The sequence below is a fragment of the Domibacillus mangrovi genome (genome assembly GCF_001906925.1).
GTDB classification, from domain to species: domain Bacteria; phylum Bacillota; class Bacilli; order Bacillales; family Domibacillaceae; genus Domibacillus; species Domibacillus mangrovi.
Map to the genome: position 1 here is coordinate 209181 of NZ_MRWQ01000004.1, position 16291 is coordinate 225471.

21 protein-coding genes are annotated in these 16291 nt (G+C 42.9%); 19 read left to right on the forward strand and 2 right to left on the reverse strand.

Going from position 1 to position 16291, the window contains the following annotated elements; all coding sequences use genetic code 11:
• Nucleotides 1–309: 309 nt before the first annotated feature.
• The 9 genes from atpF (at nt 310) to spoIID (ending at nt 8864) form a co-directional block, all read left to right on the forward strand.
• Nucleotides 310–828, forward strand: coding sequence for a F0F1 ATP synthase subunit B (gene atpF / locus BLL40_RS04550; protein ID WP_073710836.1), 519 nt, complete (start codon nt 310–312; stop codon nt 826–828).
• Nucleotides 825–1364 carry a F0F1 ATP synthase subunit delta gene (locus tag BLL40_RS04555; protein WP_073710734.1) on the forward strand — a complete coding sequence of 180 codons (540 nt, stop codon included), beginning with the start codon at nt 825–827 and terminating at the stop codon, nt 1362–1364. The genes atpF and BLL40_RS04555 overlap by 4 nt, the downstream gene beginning before the upstream one ends.
• Before the next feature lie 52 nt (nt 1365–1416).
• A complete protein-coding gene (gene atpA / locus BLL40_RS04560) occupies nt 1417–2925 on the forward strand; it encodes a F0F1 ATP synthase subunit alpha (RefSeq protein ID WP_073710735.1) in 1509 nt (502 codons plus the stop codon).
• A 79-nt stretch (nt 2926–3004) separates the two neighbouring features.
• Nucleotides 3005–3865, forward strand: a complete 861-nt coding sequence (locus tag BLL40_RS04565; RefSeq protein WP_073710736.1) for a F0F1 ATP synthase subunit gamma — start codon at nt 3005–3007, stop codon at nt 3863–3865.
• Nucleotides 3866–3927: 62 nt separating this feature from the next.
• Nucleotides 3928–5346, forward strand: coding sequence for a F0F1 ATP synthase subunit beta (atpD, locus tag BLL40_RS04570; RefSeq protein ID WP_073710737.1), 1419 nt, complete (start codon nt 3928–3930; stop codon nt 5344–5346).
• A 23-nt stretch (nt 5347–5369) separates the two neighbouring features.
• Entirely contained in the window at nt 5370–5777 is a 408-nt protein-coding gene (locus BLL40_RS04575; protein ID WP_073710738.1) for a F0F1 ATP synthase subunit epsilon, read from the forward strand.
• A 202-nt stretch (nt 5778–5979) separates the two neighbouring features.
• Complete coding sequence (locus tag BLL40_RS04580; protein WP_073710739.1) at nt 5980–6216, forward strand: DUF1146 family protein; 237 nt, start codon at nt 5980–5982, stop codon at nt 6214–6216.
• 310 nt (nt 6217–6526) lie between these two features.
• On the forward strand, nt 6527–7816 hold the full coding sequence (gene murA / locus BLL40_RS04585) for a UDP-N-acetylglucosamine 1-carboxyvinyltransferase (protein WP_073710740.1): 1290 nt from the start codon (nt 6527–6529) through the stop codon (nt 7814–7816).
• Nucleotides 7817–7940: 124 nt separating this feature from the next.
• Nucleotides 7941–8864 carry a stage II sporulation protein D gene (spoIID, locus tag BLL40_RS04590; protein ID WP_425429394.1) on the forward strand — a complete coding sequence of 308 codons (924 nt, stop codon included), beginning with the start codon at nt 7941–7943 and terminating at the stop codon, nt 8862–8864.
• Between the two features lie 18 nt (nt 8865–8882).
• Here the strand turns inward: spoIID and BLL40_RS04595 are convergent, their stop codons facing one another.
• Nucleotides 8883–9317 carry a VanZ family protein gene (locus BLL40_RS04595; RefSeq protein ID WP_083566286.1) on the reverse strand — a complete coding sequence of 145 codons (435 nt, stop codon included), beginning with the start codon at nt 9315–9317 and terminating at the stop codon, nt 8883–8885.
• 161 nt (nt 9318–9478) lie between these two features.
• On the opposite strand from BLL40_RS04595, the gene BLL40_RS04600 reads away from it, so the two are divergent.
• The 10 genes from BLL40_RS04600 to BLL40_RS17320 all read left to right on the forward strand — a co-directional run bounded on the left by BLL40_RS04600 (nt 9479) and on the right by BLL40_RS17320 (nt 15813).
• Nucleotides 9479–10162 (forward strand): M23 family metallopeptidase, encoded by a 684-nt coding sequence (locus BLL40_RS04600; protein WP_073710838.1) that lies wholly within the window; start codon nt 9479–9481, stop codon nt 10160–10162.
• A 162-nt stretch (nt 10163–10324) separates the two neighbouring features.
• On the forward strand, nt 10325–10582 hold the full coding sequence (gene spoIIID / locus BLL40_RS04605) for a sporulation transcriptional regulator SpoIIID (RefSeq protein ID WP_073710742.1): 258 nt from the start codon (nt 10325–10327) through the stop codon (nt 10580–10582).
• A gap of 538 nt (nt 10583–11120) precedes the next feature.
• Nucleotides 11121–12125, forward strand: coding sequence for a rod shape-determining protein (gene mreB / locus BLL40_RS04610; RefSeq protein ID WP_073710743.1), 1005 nt, complete (start codon nt 11121–11123; stop codon nt 12123–12125).
• Between the two features lie 133 nt (nt 12126–12258).
• Nucleotides 12259–13059: a flagellar hook-basal body protein gene (locus BLL40_RS04615; RefSeq protein WP_073710744.1), complete on the forward strand. Its 801-nt coding sequence runs from the start codon at nt 12259–12261 to the stop codon at nt 13057–13059.
• 13 nt (nt 13060–13072) lie between these two features.
• The gene (locus BLL40_RS04620) at nt 13073–13861 is read left to right on the forward strand and encodes a flagellar hook-basal body protein (protein ID WP_073710745.1); all 789 of its coding nucleotides are present in this window, start codon (nt 13073–13075) and stop codon (nt 13859–13861) included.
• 74 nt (nt 13862–13935) lie between these two features.
• Nucleotides 13936–14082 carry a DNA-directed RNA polymerase subunit beta gene (locus BLL40_RS04625; RefSeq protein WP_245797887.1) on the forward strand — a complete coding sequence of 49 codons (147 nt, stop codon included), beginning with the start codon at nt 13936–13938 and terminating at the stop codon, nt 14080–14082.
• A gap of 15 nt (nt 14083–14097) precedes the next feature.
• Nucleotides 14098–14517, forward strand: a complete 420-nt coding sequence (gene fabZ, locus BLL40_RS04630) for a 3-hydroxyacyl-ACP dehydratase FabZ (protein ID WP_073710747.1) — start codon at nt 14098–14100, stop codon at nt 14515–14517.
• Between the two features lie 216 nt (nt 14518–14733).
• Nucleotides 14734–15090: a hypothetical protein gene (locus BLL40_RS04635; protein ID WP_073710748.1), complete on the forward strand. Its 357-nt coding sequence runs from the start codon at nt 14734–14736 to the stop codon at nt 15088–15090.
• A 145-nt stretch (nt 15091–15235) separates the two neighbouring features.
• Nucleotides 15236–15640, forward strand: coding sequence for a hypothetical protein (locus BLL40_RS04640; protein WP_245797894.1), 405 nt, complete (start codon nt 15236–15238; stop codon nt 15638–15640).
• A 26-nt stretch (nt 15641–15666) separates the two neighbouring features.
• Entirely contained in the window at nt 15667–15813 is a 147-nt protein-coding gene (locus tag BLL40_RS17320) for a hypothetical protein (RefSeq protein WP_159434191.1), read from the forward strand.
• Nucleotides 15814–15854: 41 nt separating this feature from the next.
• Here BLL40_RS17320 and BLL40_RS04645 read toward each other — a convergent pair whose 3' ends face one another.
• Nucleotides 15855–16277: a YwpF family protein gene (locus BLL40_RS04645; RefSeq protein ID WP_073710749.1), complete on the reverse strand. Its 423-nt coding sequence runs from the start codon at nt 16275–16277 to the stop codon at nt 15855–15857.
• Between the last annotated feature and the right edge of the window lie 14 nt (nt 16278–16291).

Sequence of the window (16291 nt, forward strand, 5' to 3'; positions counted from 1 at the left end):
AGGTATGTATGAAAAATACCTGCAGCTGAAATACGATACAGAAACAGCTCCAGGGAAGAGGATCAAAGGCTAAGGATAAAGATCAAAGGCTAAAAGCGCGATGTTCGTTCATCGTAACGCCTTTGTGACCCGTATCCTATTAACAACGCCTTTGTGACTCACATCTTGAGAGCCTAAATGGCGAAGATCACATTCCAATGCGAACCTTCGCCATTCCTTTATGTTTAAAATACAGTAAACGCTTATTGTGAGTGAATTTCTTTCCTTATGCGGAAAGAGTCGGAATCTCTTGAAGGGAGTGAAATGATCGTGACGACAAACGCATACGTACTTGGAGCTGGCGCCGGTTTTAATGGCGGTGATATCCTGTTCCAGCTTGCTATGTTTATCATCTTGCTCGCATTGCTGAAAAAGTTCGCTTGGGGTCCGCTTATGGGCATCATGCAGCAGCGTGAAGAGCATATTGCATCTGAAATCGAAGCGGCTGAGAAAAGCCGTGTCGAAGCGAATCAATTATTAGAAGAAACGCGTGCCGAGTTAAAAGCAACTCGTCTTGAAGCGCAAAATACAATTGAAAATGCCAAAAAAATGGGCGAAGAGCAAAAAACAGAGATCATCGCGGCCGCCCGTGCTGAATCTGAGCGCTTGAAAGAATCTGCGAAGCTTGAAATTGCACAAGAGCGCGACAATGCAATGAACTCACTGCGCGAGCAGGTTGCTTCATTATCTGTAATGATCGCATCGAAAGTGATTGAAAAAGAACTTTCTGCAGCTGACCAGGAACAGTTAATTAATGATTATATTAAAGAGGCAGGCGAAGAGCGATGAGTAAATCCGGAGCGGAAAAACGCTACGCGATCGCGCTTTTTGAACTGGCAAAAGAACAGCATCAGGTAGCGGAAATAGAAGAAGAACTGCGCGTTGTGAAACAAGTATTCAGTGAAAACAAAGAACTTCAAACGATTCTTAAATCACCGAAGCTTTCTATTGCAAACAAACAGGCACTGATTCAATCCGCTTTTGCGAAAGCTTCTGCACCTGTTGTCAATACATTGAAGCTTCTCGTTCAACGTCATCGCAATGATGAAATTACATCTGTATGTAATGAATACATTGAATTGGCGAATGAAGAGCGCGGTACAGCGGATGCTTTTGTACATTCAATCCGTCCGCTCTCACCAATAGAAGAAACAGCTGTAATCTCTGCTTTTTCCCGCAAAGTCGGCAAGCAGACACTAAACATCGAAAACATTGTAGATCCGGATTTGCTGGGTGGCTTAAAAGTCCGCATCGGAAATCGCATTTTTGACGGCAGCTTGCGCGGCAAACTGAACCGTCTTGAAAAACAACTAACAACGAATTAATAAATTAGACAGAAGCAGTATTGCTTCTGGAAGAAAATGAGGGGTGACATGCATGGGCATCAAAGCTGAAGAAATCAGTGCGCTGATAAAAAAGCAAATTGAAAACTTCCAGTCCGACATTACAGTTAGCGACGTCGGTACTGTCATCCAGGTTGGGGACGGTATCGCACGTGCTCACGGCCTCGATAACGCTATGGCAGGAGAACTTCTTGAGTTCTCAAACGGCGTCATGGGAATGGCTCAAAACCTGGAAGAAAACAACGTAGGTATTATTATTCTTGGTCCTTACACAGGCATCAAAGAAGGCGATGAAGTGCGCCGTACAGGCCGCATCATGGAAGTACCGGTCGGCGAAGCGCTCATCGGCCGCGTTGTGAACTCTCTTGGTCAGCCAGTCGATGGTCTTGGTCCAATTAATACAACAAAAACACGTCCAATTGAAAGCCCGGCAACGGGCGTAATGGCTCGTAAATCTGTTCATGAGCCATTGCAAACAGGAATTAAAGCGATTGACGCTCTTGTGCCAATCGGCCGCGGACAACGTGAATTAATCATCGGTGACCGTCAAACGGGTAAAACGACTGTCGCGATCGATACAATTTTAAATCAACGTGACCAGGATATGGTTTGTATTTATGTTGCAATTGGTCAAAAAGAATCTACAGTACGTAATGCAGTTGAAACCCTTCGTAAACACGGTGCGCTTGACTATACAATTGTCGTAACGGCATCTGCATCACAGCCTGCTCCGATGTTGTTCCTTGCACCTTACACAGGCGTTTCAATGGCAGAAGAATTCATGTTTAACGGCAAACACGTTCTGATCGTCTATGATGATTTGTCTAAACAAGCGGCGGCTTACCGTGAACTTTCCCTTCTTCTTCGTCGTCCTCCAGGTCGTGAAGCTTACCCTGGTGACGTATTCTACTTGCATTCTCGTTTGCTCGAGCGTGCAGCGAAGTTGAACGATACACTTGGTGCAGGTTCGATTACAGCACTTCCATTCGTTGAAACACAAGCAGGCGATATCTCTGCTTACATTCCAACGAACGTTATTTCCATTACAGATGGACAGATCTTCCTTCAATCTGACTTATTCTTCTCCGGCGTACGTCCGGCGATCAATGCGGGTCTTTCTGTATCACGTGTTGGTGGTTCAGCACAAATTAAAGCGATGAAAAAGGTGGCAGGTACACTTCGTCTTGACCTTGCTGCCTACCGTGAGCTAGAAGCGTTCGCTCAGTTCGGTTCGGATCTTGATCCGATCACACAGGCAAAACTGAACCGCGGTGCACGTACAGTTGAAGTATTGAAACAAGACTTGAATAAACCGCTTAAAGTTGAGCGTCAGGTTGTCATTCTTTATGCATTGACACGCGGTTACCTTGACGATATTGCCGTATCAGATATTACTCGTTTTGAAGATGAACTGTTGAACTGGCTCGATAAGAACCATACAAATGTGTACGATCATATTCGCACAACGAAAGAACTTCCGTCTGATGACGAGTTGAAGTCGGCAATCAGCGAGTTTAAAAAATCGTTTGTGAAATCCGAATAATCGCAAGATCAGGGCGGTACCGTCAATCGGACGTCCGCCCTGTCTGCGTCATCTAACACAAAAAGGGTGGTGAGAGAAAGTGGCATCGTTACGCGATATAAAAACCCGTATTACGTCTACAAAAAAGACGAGTCAGATTACGAGAGCCATGCAAATGGTATCTGCTTCTAAATTAAGCCGTGCAGAAGCGAATGCAAAAGGATTCGTTCCTTATATGGATAAAATTCAAGAAGTCGTGGCGTCAATCGCACTCGGCAGTAAAGACGTAACACATCCGATGCTTCAAACCCGCCCTGTTAAAAAAACGGGGTACCTTGTGATCACATCGGACCGCGGTTTGGCGGGAGCCTATAACAGCAGCATTTTACGCAATGTGCATAAAAAAATTCAAGAGCGTCATACGTCAAAAGATGATTATGTCATTATCGCAGTCGGCCGCATGGGACGGGATTTCTTCCGTAATCGTGGCATGGAAGTGGCAGAAGACGTTACCGGCCTTCCAGATCAGCCAAACTTTGCTGACGTGAAGGAGATCGTGCGTAAAACCGTCGATCTATTTTCAGAAGGTGCATATGATGAGCTTTATATGTACTACAACCATTTTGTTAATGCGATCCAACAGGACGTCACGGAGAAAAAGGTATTGCCTTTGACTGATATTGAATCATCAGGCGGCCGTCTTTCATCGTATGAATTTGAACCGTCTGCAGAAGAAATTCTTGAGGTCTTGCTTCCACAATATGCAGAAAGCTTGATTTATGGAGCTCTACTTGACGGAAAAGCGAGTGAGCACGCTGCGCGTATGACTGCTATGCAAAATGCAACGGACAACGCGAAAGAGCTTATCGGCTCGTTAACACTTCAATACAACCGTGCGCGCCAGGCAGCAATCACGCAAGAAATTACGGAGATTGTCGGCGGAGCAGCAGCACTCGAATAGAAGAAAGAGTGGGTAGACTTTGTCCTGCTCACTATATATTTAGCAAAACAGGAGGGAAAAAGATGAACAGAGGACGCGTTCTTCAAGTCATGGGTCCGGTCGTTGACGTTAAGTTTGAAAACGGTCAACTACCTGCCATTTATAACGCCTTGAAAGTACAAATTAGCTCTGAAGCGGGTGATAAAGCTTCTGAACTGACGTTAGAAGTAGCGACGCACCTTGGCGATGATTCCATCCGAGCAATCGCGATGGCATCTACAGACGGCCTTCAGCGTAACCAGGAAGTAATTGATACAGGAAGCGCGATTGCCGTACCAGTTGGTGATATTACACTTGGCCGCGTATTTAACGTGTTAGGTGAGACAATCGACTTGGCAGAGCCAATTGAGGCGGACGCACGCCGTGACGCTATTCACCGTCTCGCGCCTACGTTTGACCAGCTTTCAACAGAAACTGAAATTTTGGAAACAGGTATTAAGGTTGTTGACCTTCTTGCTCCTTACATTAAAGGTGGTAAAATTGGTCTTTTCGGTGGTGCCGGCGTAGGTAAAACCGTATTAATTCAAGAATTAATCAACAACATTGCACAAGAACACGGCGGTATTTCCGTATTTGCAGGTGTTGGTGAGCGTACTCGTGAAGGAAATGACCTTTTCTACGAGATGAGCGATTCTGGTGTTATTGCAAAAACAGCGATGGTATTCGGTCAAATGAATGAGCCGCCAGGTGCGCGTATGCGTGTTGCTTTGTCAGGTTTGACAATGGCTGAATATTTCCGTGATGAACAAGGACAAGACGTATTGTTCTTTATCGATAATATTTTCCGTTTCACGCAAGCAGGTTCTGAAGTATCTGCCCTTCTTGGCCGTCTGCCATCAGCAGTAGGTTATCAACCGACACTTGCAACAGAAATGGGTCAGCTTCAAGAACGTATTACATCGACTAACGTTGGTTCTGTAACATCTATCCAAGCAATTTATGTCCCAGCCGATGATTACACGGATCCAGCGCCAGCGACAACGTTCGCCCATTTGGATGCGACAACAAACCTTGAGCGTAAATTATCTGAAATGGGTATTTACCCAGCAGTTGATCCGCTCGCGTCTACATCACGTGCCCTTTCCCCAGAAATCGTGGGTGAAGAGCATTACAGTATTGCGCGTGCGGTACAGCAAACATTGCAACGTTACAGAGAATTGCAAGATATCATTGCGATCTTAGGTATGGATGAATTAAGTGAAGATGATAAACTGACTGTATCGCGTGCGCGCCGCATTCAGTTCTTCTTATCGCAAAACTTCCACGTTGCTGAACAGTTCACAGGTCAAAAAGGATCTTACGTTCCTGTCCAAGAGACAGTACGTGGATTTAAAGAAATTCTCGACGGCAAACACGATAATCTTCCTGAAGATGCATTCCGTCTTGTCGGTGGCATTGATGAAGTTGTTGCAAAAGCACAAGAGCTGAGTGCAAAAGCTTAATATAGGGATCAGGAGGTTTAGCTATGAAGACATTTAACGTCAATATCGTCACTCCTGACGGCCCGGTAGTGGATACGAACGTGGAACTCGTCAGTGCGAAAGCAAAAAGCGGCGAGCTCGGCATCATGGCCGGCCACGTGCCGATGGTCGCTCCCTTACAAATCGGTGCTGTCCGCCTTGTTTTGGGCGACAACAAATCCGAATTGGTCGCTATCAGCGGTGGCTTTCTCGAAGTTCGTCCTGATCAGGTAACGATATTAGCGCAAGCTGCTGAAAAAGCGGAAAACATTGATGCTGCCCGTGCCAAAGAAGCAAAAATGCGTGCAGAACGCCTTTTGCAAGGCAAACAGGATCAAGTCGATTTGAAACGTGCTGAACTTGCATTGAAACGAGCGACTAACCGTCTTAATGTGCACGAAGGCAAACTATAAGAAGAGATAAGCTGTCCATCGTTCTAGCGATCGGGCAGCTTTTTTATCGGAGATTAAAGGGCAGCAAAACTCTCATTTCAAGATTTAAAGGAATCATAAAAAGGATAAGTGAGAGGCAAACTGCCCGTAAAGACCCGATTGATTTGGGCCAGGCTGAGCCTGGTCACTCAGAGATTAACTTGTAAGAAAAGGAGGACGTACGATGCTTGAATCGTTTGGACAAGAAGCACTTATTAGCATGATTATGAGCTTGTTTTTCATCGGTCTGTCTTTCTGGGCACTACAAGCGATCCGCTTTGAAAAGTTACTTCGCAAAAACCAGATGGCACGGGCGCGTCTTCTTTATTTATTGCTTGCGACGGCAATTGGTTCGACCGTCAGCAATTTCTTTCTTGACTATTTTATCTGGTCTCGTCAGCTGCCATTATTATTACCATGAAAAATCAATCTATCAATGTACTTGCCTTTTTTGGAAAAACTATATAAGTTTAAGTGGGGAGAGTTTGTGAAACATCATTCATTTTGGTTTGCCATGTTTTTATACGGGAAAATAAAACAGAATGCTTTTCATAAACAGCTTCACAAAATCTCTATAATTTGTGCTTAATTTCACTTGTGAATAACAGGAACAGGATGGTAAACTTGAATGAGTTTTGTCGAAGGGATTTATTAAGACATTGGAAAGGGACTGGAACGTCAGTCCATTGATTTGAATATGTATAATAGAAAAGAGCGCGGAGGGGAACAGTTTGGACAAAATTATCGTCCGCGGCGGCCGTCAATTGAACGGTTCCGTCAAAGTTGAAGGTGCAAAAAATTCGGTGTTGCCTGTACTTGCAGCAACGATGTTGGCTAAAGAAGGTAAATGCGTCATTCGTGACGTGCCCACTTTATCTGATGTATATACAATTAATGAAGTGTTGCGCCACTTAAATTGCGAAGTAACATTTGAAAACAATACAGTGACAGTCGATGCTGCGAAACAACTTTTAATTGAGGCGCCATTTGAATATGTTCGAAAAATGCGCGCGTCTGTCCTTGTGATGGGCGCACTATTAGCCCGTAACGGAAAAGCACGTGTCGCTTTACCGGGCGGTTGTGCAATTGGTTCGCGTCCCATTGATCAACATTTAAAAGGATTTGAAGCGATGGGGGCGAAAGTCCGTGTTGAAAATGGATTTATTGAAGCGGAAACAGATGGACGTCTCCAAGGAGCGAAAATTTATTTGGATTTCCCAAGCGTTGGGGCGACTGAAAACATTATGACAGCTGCGGCTCTCGCAGAAGGCACAACCATCCTTGAAAATGCCGCAAAAGAGCCGGAAATCGTTGATCTTGCCATACTTATTAACAAAATGGGTGGCAAAGTTGTCGGCGCTGGAACGGAAACGATTCGTATTGAAGGTGTGGAAACACTTCAAGGTACGGATCACGCCATTATTCCTGATCGTATTGAAGCAGGTACATTTATGACAGCTGCAGCGATTACAGGTGGAAACGTACTAGTTGAGGGTGCAGTTGCTGCGCATATGTCTTCATTGATCGCAAAGATGCGGGAAATGGGTGTTGAAATTATTGAAGAAGACAATGGTGTTCGTGTCATTGGACCGGATAAAATGACGTCTGTCGATATTAAAACAATGCCGCATCCAGGCTTCCCGACTGATATGCAGTCACAAATGATGGCACTTATGTTGAAAGCAGAAGGAACAGGAGTCATTACAGAAACGGTTTTTGAAAACCGGTTTATGCACGTCGAAGAATTTCGCCGTATGAACGCAAATGTAAAGATTGAAGGCCGTTCTGTTATTATTGACGGACCATCTGACTTACAAGGAGCGGAAGTCGCTGCGACTGATTTACGTGCAGCTGCAGCACTTGTCATTGCTGGTCTTGTGTCGGATGGGTATACACGTGTAACTGAGCTGAAACACCTTGACCGTGGATATGTGAATTTCCATGGCAAGCTAGCTTCACTTGGCGCTGACATTGAACGTGTGTCGGAAGCAGTTGATACGCCGATCCCAGTGGAAAACTGAATTTATGTTTATATCTATTTTTGTTTGAAAAAGCCGTCTGTTTACGCAGGCGGTTTTTTTGTGTGTTGTCATAATTAGTATAGTCATGCATATCCCTTTTTATACAGCAAGGAGGGATTTTGTTTTGAAAAAAATGCTCTATCTTTTTCTTTTTATTCTTATTGTTACAATTGCGATTCCAGCTGTCGGTCTTTTTTTAACGGAAGAAAAAACAACCGAGCAAAAAGAAGAACCATCCGTTGATGTTGTACGTTCTGATTCGAAGGAAACAGAATCCGTTCTTCTAGAAGACTATGTTGTTGGGGTTGTCGCAGCTGAAATGCCAGCAACATTTGAAAAAGAAGCATTAAAAGCACAGGCTGTCGCAGCTAGAACTTTTATGTTGACGCAGACGCTGGCCGGCCTTAAAGTGACCGATACAGTTAACGATCAAGTATTTAAAGATGAAGAAGAACTAAGAGCAACATGGGGAACACAATTTGAAGAAAACAAACAAAAGATAGAAGAGGCGGCGAAAGAAACAGAAGGAGAAGTACTTGTTTATAACGGTGAACCGATTACTGCTGCTTTTTTTTCATCAGGCAATGGAAAAACGGAAAATGCTGAAGAATATTGGCAATCATCACTTCCATATTTGGTTAGTGTTGAAAGTCCATGGGATGAAGCGGCACCAAATTTTAAGCAGGACATTGTTATTCCGCGAGTCGAAGTGGAAGATAAACTAGGTGTTACATTGCCGAAATCAGGTGAGGCAGGAACTGTTATTGCTCGTACGGCAGGCGGACGCGTCGGAGAAATCCAGATTAGCGGAAAAAGCTTTACTGGACGTGAAATAAGGGAAGCGCTTGAATTGCCATCAGCTGATTTTGACATGTTTGTTAAGGGAGAAAACGTTGTAATGATGACGAAAGGATATGGACACGGCATTGGCATGAGCCAATATGGGGCAAATGGTATGGCAAAAGAAGGGAAAAAATACACTGATATTATGACACATTATTATCCAGGTACTTCTATTGAATCTGTAGAAAATTTCTTTAAAAAATAAAAAACACGTCCGCTGTCTCTATTGCGGACGTGCCCATTCACTGAACATAGCCATCCAGCGGCCGATACGTGAATTTTTTTTAAAATACATATAGTTAACGATCGTGAAAGCAACAAATGCACCGGTTACATCTTTAATTGCATCAATTAATGTAGCCGATCGATACGGGACAAATGCCTGATGGATTTCATCCGCCAGTCCGTAAAACGAAGCAAATATAACAGCAGCCAAACTAATAAACGACGTCAATTTTCCATTTGCTAAAAATGCATAAATAATCAATACATATAAAAAAGCAAACTCGACAAGATGAAGAGATTCTTTTAAAAAACGGTCCATGGTATTATTCGGTAAATTCATGATCGTATCATGCGGGAGACCTGACATGGTCCAAATGGCAATCATATAAATGACAGGTGCCGCAATTGATAATAATCGAATTATTTTTTTCACTTCGACACCCCGATTATTAGTTAATATTATATTGATTTTACCATTTCATCGTAGTGCTTTCCCTTTTGTTTGTGGCGTTTTTTTAACAGATAAAGAAATATTGTTCCACATATGTATAAAAAATCCCAAGCGAGTCTACAATGCGTGATGAGGTGATGAACATGAATGAGGGCGGCAAAAAACCACTCCCCCCAAAATTGAAAGATTTTTTTACAAAAAGACGAGCACTGCCAGCAATCTATCTCGCTTGCGCCATTTTACTTATTTCCAGTCTTATGATGTATGAAGTGATGAATCGTGAAAAGGATGAAGTGTCTGTCACGAATCCAGCACCTGCTTCAAAAGAATTTGATGACTCAACGATCAGTGTAAATGGTAAGGAGAGTCCCCAGGAAAAAATGAGCAAGCCATCTAAAGCGGACGTCACAGTTAAAACGTCATTTTATGATGAAAAAGCAGCAGAAGATGACCAACAAAAAGCACTCGTTGTCTTTAACGACACATATTATGAAAGTTCAGGTGTTGATTACGCATTAGAAAACGGTAAAACATTTGACGTCATTGCACCATTGTCTGGCAAAGTCACTGACGTAAGGGAAGATGCATTTTTGGGTAATTATATTGAGATTGACCATGGAAAAGGTGTTCTGATGACATTCCAATCCGTAGCAGATATTCAAGTGAAATCAGGAGACAAAGTGAGTCAGGGTGATAAAATCGGGAAATCTGGCAGAAGTTTAATGAATGAATCAGCAGGCGTCCACGTTCATTTTGAAGTTACAAAGAATGGCGAGACGCTCAATCCTGATTCACTATACGGAAAAGCGGTCTCCCAATGGAAATAACCGTTCATATCTCCTGGGAAATGAGCATATGGTAGTAAAAAGGAACGGGGCTTCTAAAAATGAGACCGCCCCGAAGTAATGAATAACGATGCCTACTTGCTCATATCAACAGAAGATACGTCTCATTTCGCCCGTCCCGGTTCCGGTGAGGGAGGCGTGCATGTGCGCGATTACATCAAAGAAAGAGCGCTTAATATCGGAGAGTACATCGTTGATACAAACAAAACAGTACGTGATATTGCAAAAGAATTCGGTATCTCAAAAAGCACAGTTCATAAAGATTTAACCGAGCGGCTGCCGGGCCTCAGTCCAGAACTCTCAGCCCGTGTCGAACATATTTTACACTACCATAAATCAATCCGGCATTTACGCGGTGGAGAAGCAACGAAAGAAAAGTGGAAGACACTTGATCAGCGGTAAAACGTAGTACACGAACAGTTAAATTGGTTATTTCTTTGCCTTTTCAGATGGGCAGGCAACGACTGTGAATCTGGTAGCGTCTGGAACCGGACGAAAGAAAAAAACATCCGTGAATTGAATTTTTCATCCCGCCCATAAAGGCGGGATTTTTCTGTTTTATGGTAATATATAAATTTATCGCAGATTAACGGGCAGTAAGACTCCTATTTCAAGACTTAGAGAAATCGAAAAAGGATAAGTGGGGGACAAACTGCCCGTAAAGGCCCGATTGGTTTGGGCCAGGCAGAGCCTGGACACTCAGGTATTGCCGCAGGACGCGGCGCACTTTACCTGAGTTCCTCTTCCACCAGCGGGGGATGAAAGAAAACCCCCGCTGGTGGAAGATTCACTTTATATTGGTTATGAATCTCTCGTAATTTCCGAATATTCCACGATGATTTCATCCATACTTACGTGTTTATATGGTAAAATAAATCGTTGGAACATAACGCCTAAATGATATGAAAATAGATAGAGGAAACTCAGGAGGAAATAGGTCATGTTATCTAAAGATATTGGAATTGATCTTGGGACAGCAAACGTACTTATTCACGTAAAAGGACAGGGTATTGTGTTAAATGAACCATCTGTCGTTGCCCTTGATCGCAATACAAATAGAGTACTCGCTGTGGGGGAAGAAGCGTATCAAATGGTCGGCCGGACGCCAGGACATATCATAGCAATTCGTCCGCTGCGTGATGGCGTTATTGCCGACTTTGATGTAACGGAATCTATGCTGAAACACTTTATTAACAAATTGAATGTAAAAAGCTTGTTGTCTAAGCCGCGTATTTTAATTTGCTGTCCCACGCAAATTACAGCAGTCGAACAAAAAGCCATTCGTGAAGCAGCAGAAAAAAGTGGCGGGAAAACGATTTATCTTGAAGAAGAACCGAAAGTTGCTGCGGTTGGCGCCGGCATGGAAATTTTTGAGCCGAGCGGTAATATGGTCATTGACATCGGTGGCGGTACAACGGATGTAGCTGTTTTATCACTTGGTGCGATTGTGACAGCAGAATCTATTAAAGTAGCTGGTAACACATTTGATGCTGATATTATGAGCTATGTGAAAAAACAATATAAACTGTTGATTGGTGAGCGTACAGCAGAAGCGATCAAAGTAAATATCGGGACAGTCTTTCCAGAAACGCGCAATGAAGAAATGGAAATCCGAGGACGTGACATTATGACGGGACTTCCACGTGTTTTAACGGTAAGTTCTGCTGAAATTGAAGAGGCACTTCGCGAGTCGGTTATGCAAATTGTCCAAGCGTCAAAAAATGTCCTCGAAAAAACACCGCCTGAGCTGTCGGCTGACATTATCGATCGGGGTGCTATGCTGACGGGTGGAGGAGCTTTATTGCATGGCATGGACCAACTTTTAATGAATGAACTGAAAGTACCTGTATTTGTCGCTGAAAACCCGATGGACTGTGTTGCAGTCGGCACTGGTATCATGCTCGACAATATGGAACGTCTTACTTCCAAAAAAAAGAATAAATAGTGAAATAGGGCCATTTAAGATATAAAGATGGCCCTGTTTAAATTTCCTCATTTTGCATTAATTTCTGTTAATTACAGCTTTATGTATTGTATAATGTAGTCAGTGTCTACAGCTTGAAAATGAGGTGAATCGTTTGTTTAAAGGTTTTTACACAGCGGCTTCGGGCATGATCGCGCAGCAACGGCGCACAGAAATATTAACAAATAACATGTCGAATGTGAATACACCAGGCTACAAAGCAGATCAGACAAGCATGCGTGCTTTTCCAGAGATGCTCTTAAAGCGTATTGATGAAACGTCCATTCCGGTTAAAAATAAATTTACCCTTCCGTTTGAACCCGTTGTGGGTACATTAAACACAGGCATTTACTTGCAAGAAGCGATTCCAAACTTTCGCCAAGGTGACATACGTGAAACAGGACTTTCTACAGACCTTGCTTTGCAGGGGGAATCGGTTTTTTTTACCGTCCAAAATACAGTAAATGAAACGCGATACACACGCAATGGGAACTTTACACTTGATCCGGAAGGCTATTTAACAACGGCTTCCGGTCTTTATGTTCAAGACATAGAAGGCGAACGTATTCAGCTGACTACAGATCAATTTAAAGTAGATGGCGAAGGCCGCGTCACAGAAAATGGTGCAGACATCGGCCAGATAGGTATTGCCTATGCAGAAGATCCGAATGCGCTCATAAAAGAAGGGGATGGCTTGTATCGGATAGATGGGCCAGCGCTTCCAACAGCGTTTGACGCGGAAGGAGCCGTTTTTTTCGTTCAGCAATCTTTTCTAGAGGGATCAACGACAGATACGGCTCGTACAATGACCGACATGTTAACGGCATACCGCGCGTTTGAAGCAAATCAAAAAGTGCTGATGGCGTATGACCGCAGCATGGAAAAAGCAGCCAATGAAATCGGCAGAGTGATGTAAGGAGACAAATAACATGAACAGAACGATGATCAATGCTGTCAACACGCTGTCACAGCTTCAAAAAAAAATGGATGTCACTAGCAATAATGTAGCGAATATGAATACAATCGGCTATAAACGGAGTGATGCAACATTTGCTGATCTCGTTCATCAGCATACGGTTAACATGTACCGTGAAAATGAAGACATTGGCAGACAGACACCCTATGGTATCCGTCTTGGTGCCGGCGCAATGATGGCGCAGGCGCAGATGGTCGGAACACAAGGCGTTCTCGGACAAACCGGAAGAACACTTGATTTTGCACTGTCTAAACCGAATCAATTTTTTAAAGTACTCATTCAAAATGAAGAGGGTACCGGACGTGTTCATTATACACGTGACGGTTCCTTCTCGCTTACACCGTCAGGCGGCGAAAATGTCATGCTCGTTACGTCAGAAGGCTATCCCGTATTGGATGAACGTAATAATCCGATTATCATGACGCCTGAACAAATGATGGCACAGGCGGGGGGATTATTGGGTATCATACAGGTGGATAAACTGCAATTTTTAGAGCGTGCATCTAACAACTTGCTTGTACTTCCGGAGGAGCCAGTTGTGGCAGAAGGACAAGTATTACGTAATCTGACTGGAGCGGAGCGGGAAGATGCCGGTATCCAGAGCGGTATGCTTGAGCAGTCAAACGTTGATTTTTCAAAAGAAATGAGTGATCTTATGGTCACACAGCGATCCTATCAATTTCAATCAAAGGCGATTTCAATCGCAGATCAAATGCTCGGCTTAATTAATGGGGTCAGATAGAGGGGAAGGATAAATTAGTGACTGAACAAAGGAAGCGGAAAAAAGAAACCCGCCTCACCCCCCTCGGGAGATTCATGTTAGCATTGTTTACCATGGTCATCACAGCTGTCATAGGTGCGCTGATCGGCTATAGCATTATCGGCACTGGTGATCCGATCGAGGTGTTTATGCCTGACACGTGGATTCATTTATCCGACGTTATCGTAAAAAGTCTCTTTTAAAAGGTGGGTGTAAAAATGGATATTCGTGAAATTAAAGAAACAATTCCGCACCGATACCCGTTTCTTCTTGTCGATCGTATTGTCGAAGTAGAAGATGGAAAGCGGGCGGTAGGTTTGAAAAATGTAACAGCAAATGAAGAGTTTTTTAACGGACATTTTCCAAACTATCCGGTTATGCCGGGCGTTTTAATCGTCGAAGCGCTTGCACAGGTAGGCGCTGTCGCGATGTTGAAAAAGGAAGAAAACAAAGGCCGTCTTGCCTTTTTTGCAGGCATTGATAACTGCCGCTTTAAGCGCCAAGTTGTCCCTGGTGATCAATTACGCCTTGAAGTCGAAATGACCCGCCTGCGTGGCTCAATCGGTAAAGCAAAAGCAATGGCTTCTGTAGAAGGTGAGCTTGTCTGCGAAGCGGAATTAATGTTTGCTCTAGAGTAGAAATAATGAACGGTCTCCATCGATTACCGGTGGAGACCGTTTTTTTATTAACTACTTAAAATGGATTTTTATACATCCATTACGTAAAATATTATAAATATTTATATATATGGAATATACTGTTTATAAAATTTGTGATTAATCTTCTGATAAACAGGAAACAATACAATCAGTAAGTGCAAAAAAGCACAATTAGTGAAAGGGGATATTCTACGAATGAATGCGAAAATATTGAAAATAGCTAGTGGATCTGCACTCGCAGCGATGCTTCTTGTCGGCTGTGGAGGGGGAAATGATGAGGAGAATCAGGAAGAAAATCCAGCCGTTGAAGAAGATGTACAGGATGATAATGATATTATGGATGATAACAATGACAATGACATGATAGATGATAACAATGACAATGACATGATGGATGATAACAATAATGACGTCTTGCCGGGAGAAAACGATGGAACCAACGATACGAATACCAATGATGATCTAGATCCGGCTACAGACGAGAATACACCTGAAGAAGATATTATTGAAGATCAAAAAGACATGAAAGACGCCAATAATAAAGACAGTTAACAAACTAAGCATCGCGCCGGGTTATTTGGGCGGTGCTTTTTTAAAGGATAAAAAATTTTGTCACCGGTTCAAAAGTATGATAAGGTATAAGAGTTATTATTTTCGAGGAGTCAATGAGGCCATTTCTAGGAGGTACCTATTGGCAATGTCAATGTTGAACAGTTTACCACAAGGTGTGAAAATTAGTATTACCCGGTCGATTAACACTGCTTTTGAACAATATATGGCGAAAGTTATGTGGGATGAAGAAAGTTATAGCCCACAAGATTTTATGAAAGAGTGGCGTCATTATATTCAGCATAAAGCATCCTGGTACAGCCAGATCGATGAAGAGCTGAAAACAGATCCATCTTTTCACGAAGAACTGGCTCAAAAAATTAATGAAGTCGTTGAGAAAATTTTTGCTGAAGAGCCAACAATAGATCAGATCCAAACGGTCGATGCTCTTCAAGAAGAACTCGGCACTAATTATGATTATTCCTGCAAAGCAGAAGCACGTTTTTATATCGATTTTTTAAAAAACTCGATAAAAAAAAAGTCGAACAGCTAAGTCCTGCCGATGAACGGGAGCTTGCGTTGGCTTCATTTCTGTACTATCAGGTATATGACACGGAATTGCCGGCGCAATCTTATACGAAACAGGACATTCACTATATTATTCAATTGTTGCAGCAAACCATTCAAACCGGTCATGACGGTCTGCAATCAGCGATTATTCATTGATTAAAGACTAACGCTTCCTTATAAAAGGGAAGCGCTTTTTTTCATTTTCCCGGCATGTTTAACTGCTTCCGGATCGTATCCGTAAATGTATTTAGCAGTTCTTCTCCTTCAAGCCCTTCTTTCAAAAGTGAATCGAGTACCTGTTTAGTATAATCATTCCGTCTTTGGCGAAGCTGTGCATCAAACAGGACACTGATTCCATGATCAAGCTTTTGAATATCGCGCATTGAAACGGAAAAAATAGCTGGAGCATTTCCTCTATGAGTAATTGCGATACGGGCAGTTAAATTTGATACATGATGAAAACGGCGAATGGATAATTCTTCGTTTTCATCTAGAAATAATTCAATAAGCCACGATTGTTTTTCATCTTCGCGATTAATAATTAAGCCGTCTTTTAACGGAATTTTATGCGAATCTTCTTCTTTGTCTAAAAAAAATTCAGCAACCTTGAATGTTTTCATATCAATGGTTCTCC

Bases quoted from the DNA above. Each gene is read 5' to 3' on its own strand.
- atpA (WP_073710735.1), top strand. From the start codon at position 1,417: ATGGGCATCAAAGCTGAAGAAATCAGTGCGCTGATAAAAAAGCAAATT.
- BLL40_RS04635 (WP_073710748.1), top strand. From the start codon at position 14,734: ATGAATGCGAAAATATTGAAAATAGCTAGTGGATCTGCACTCGCAGCG.
- atpD (WP_073710737.1), top strand. From the start codon at position 3,928: ATGAACAGAGGACGCGTTCTTCAAGTCATGGGTCCGGTCGTTGACGTT.
- fabZ (WP_073710747.1), top strand. From the start codon at position 14,098: ATGGATATTCGTGAAATTAAAGAAACAATTCCGCACCGATACCCGTTT.
- mreB (WP_073710743.1), top strand. From the start codon at position 11,121: ATGTTATCTAAAGATATTGGAATTGATCTTGGGACAGCAAACGTACTT.
- BLL40_RS04575 (WP_073710738.1), top strand. From the start codon at position 5,370: ATGAAGACATTTAACGTCAATATCGTCACTCCTGACGGCCCGGTAGTG.
- BLL40_RS04620 (WP_073710745.1), top strand. From the start codon at position 13,073: ATGAACAGAACGATGATCAATGCTGTCAACACGCTGTCACAGCTTCAA.
- BLL40_RS04555 (WP_073710734.1), top strand. From the start codon at position 825: ATGAGTAAATCCGGAGCGGAAAAACGCTACGCGATCGCGCTTTTTGAA.
- BLL40_RS04600 (WP_073710838.1), top strand. From the start codon at position 9,479: ATGAATGAGGGCGGCAAAAAACCACTCCCCCCAAAATTGAAAGATTTT.
- BLL40_RS04625 (WP_245797887.1), top strand. From the start codon at position 13,936: ATGTTAGCATTGTTTACCATGGTCATCACAGCTGTCATAGGTGCGCTG.
- BLL40_RS04640 (WP_245797894.1), top strand. From the start codon at position 15,236: ATGTCAATGTTGAACAGTTTACCACAAGGTGTGAAAATTAGTATTACC.
- BLL40_RS04580 (WP_073710739.1), top strand. From the start codon at position 5,980: ATGCTTGAATCGTTTGGACAAGAAGCACTTATTAGCATGATTATGAGC.
- BLL40_RS04645 (WP_073710749.1), bottom strand. From the start codon at position 16,277: ATGAAAACATTCAAGGTTGCTGAATTTTTTTTAGACAAAGAAGAAGAT.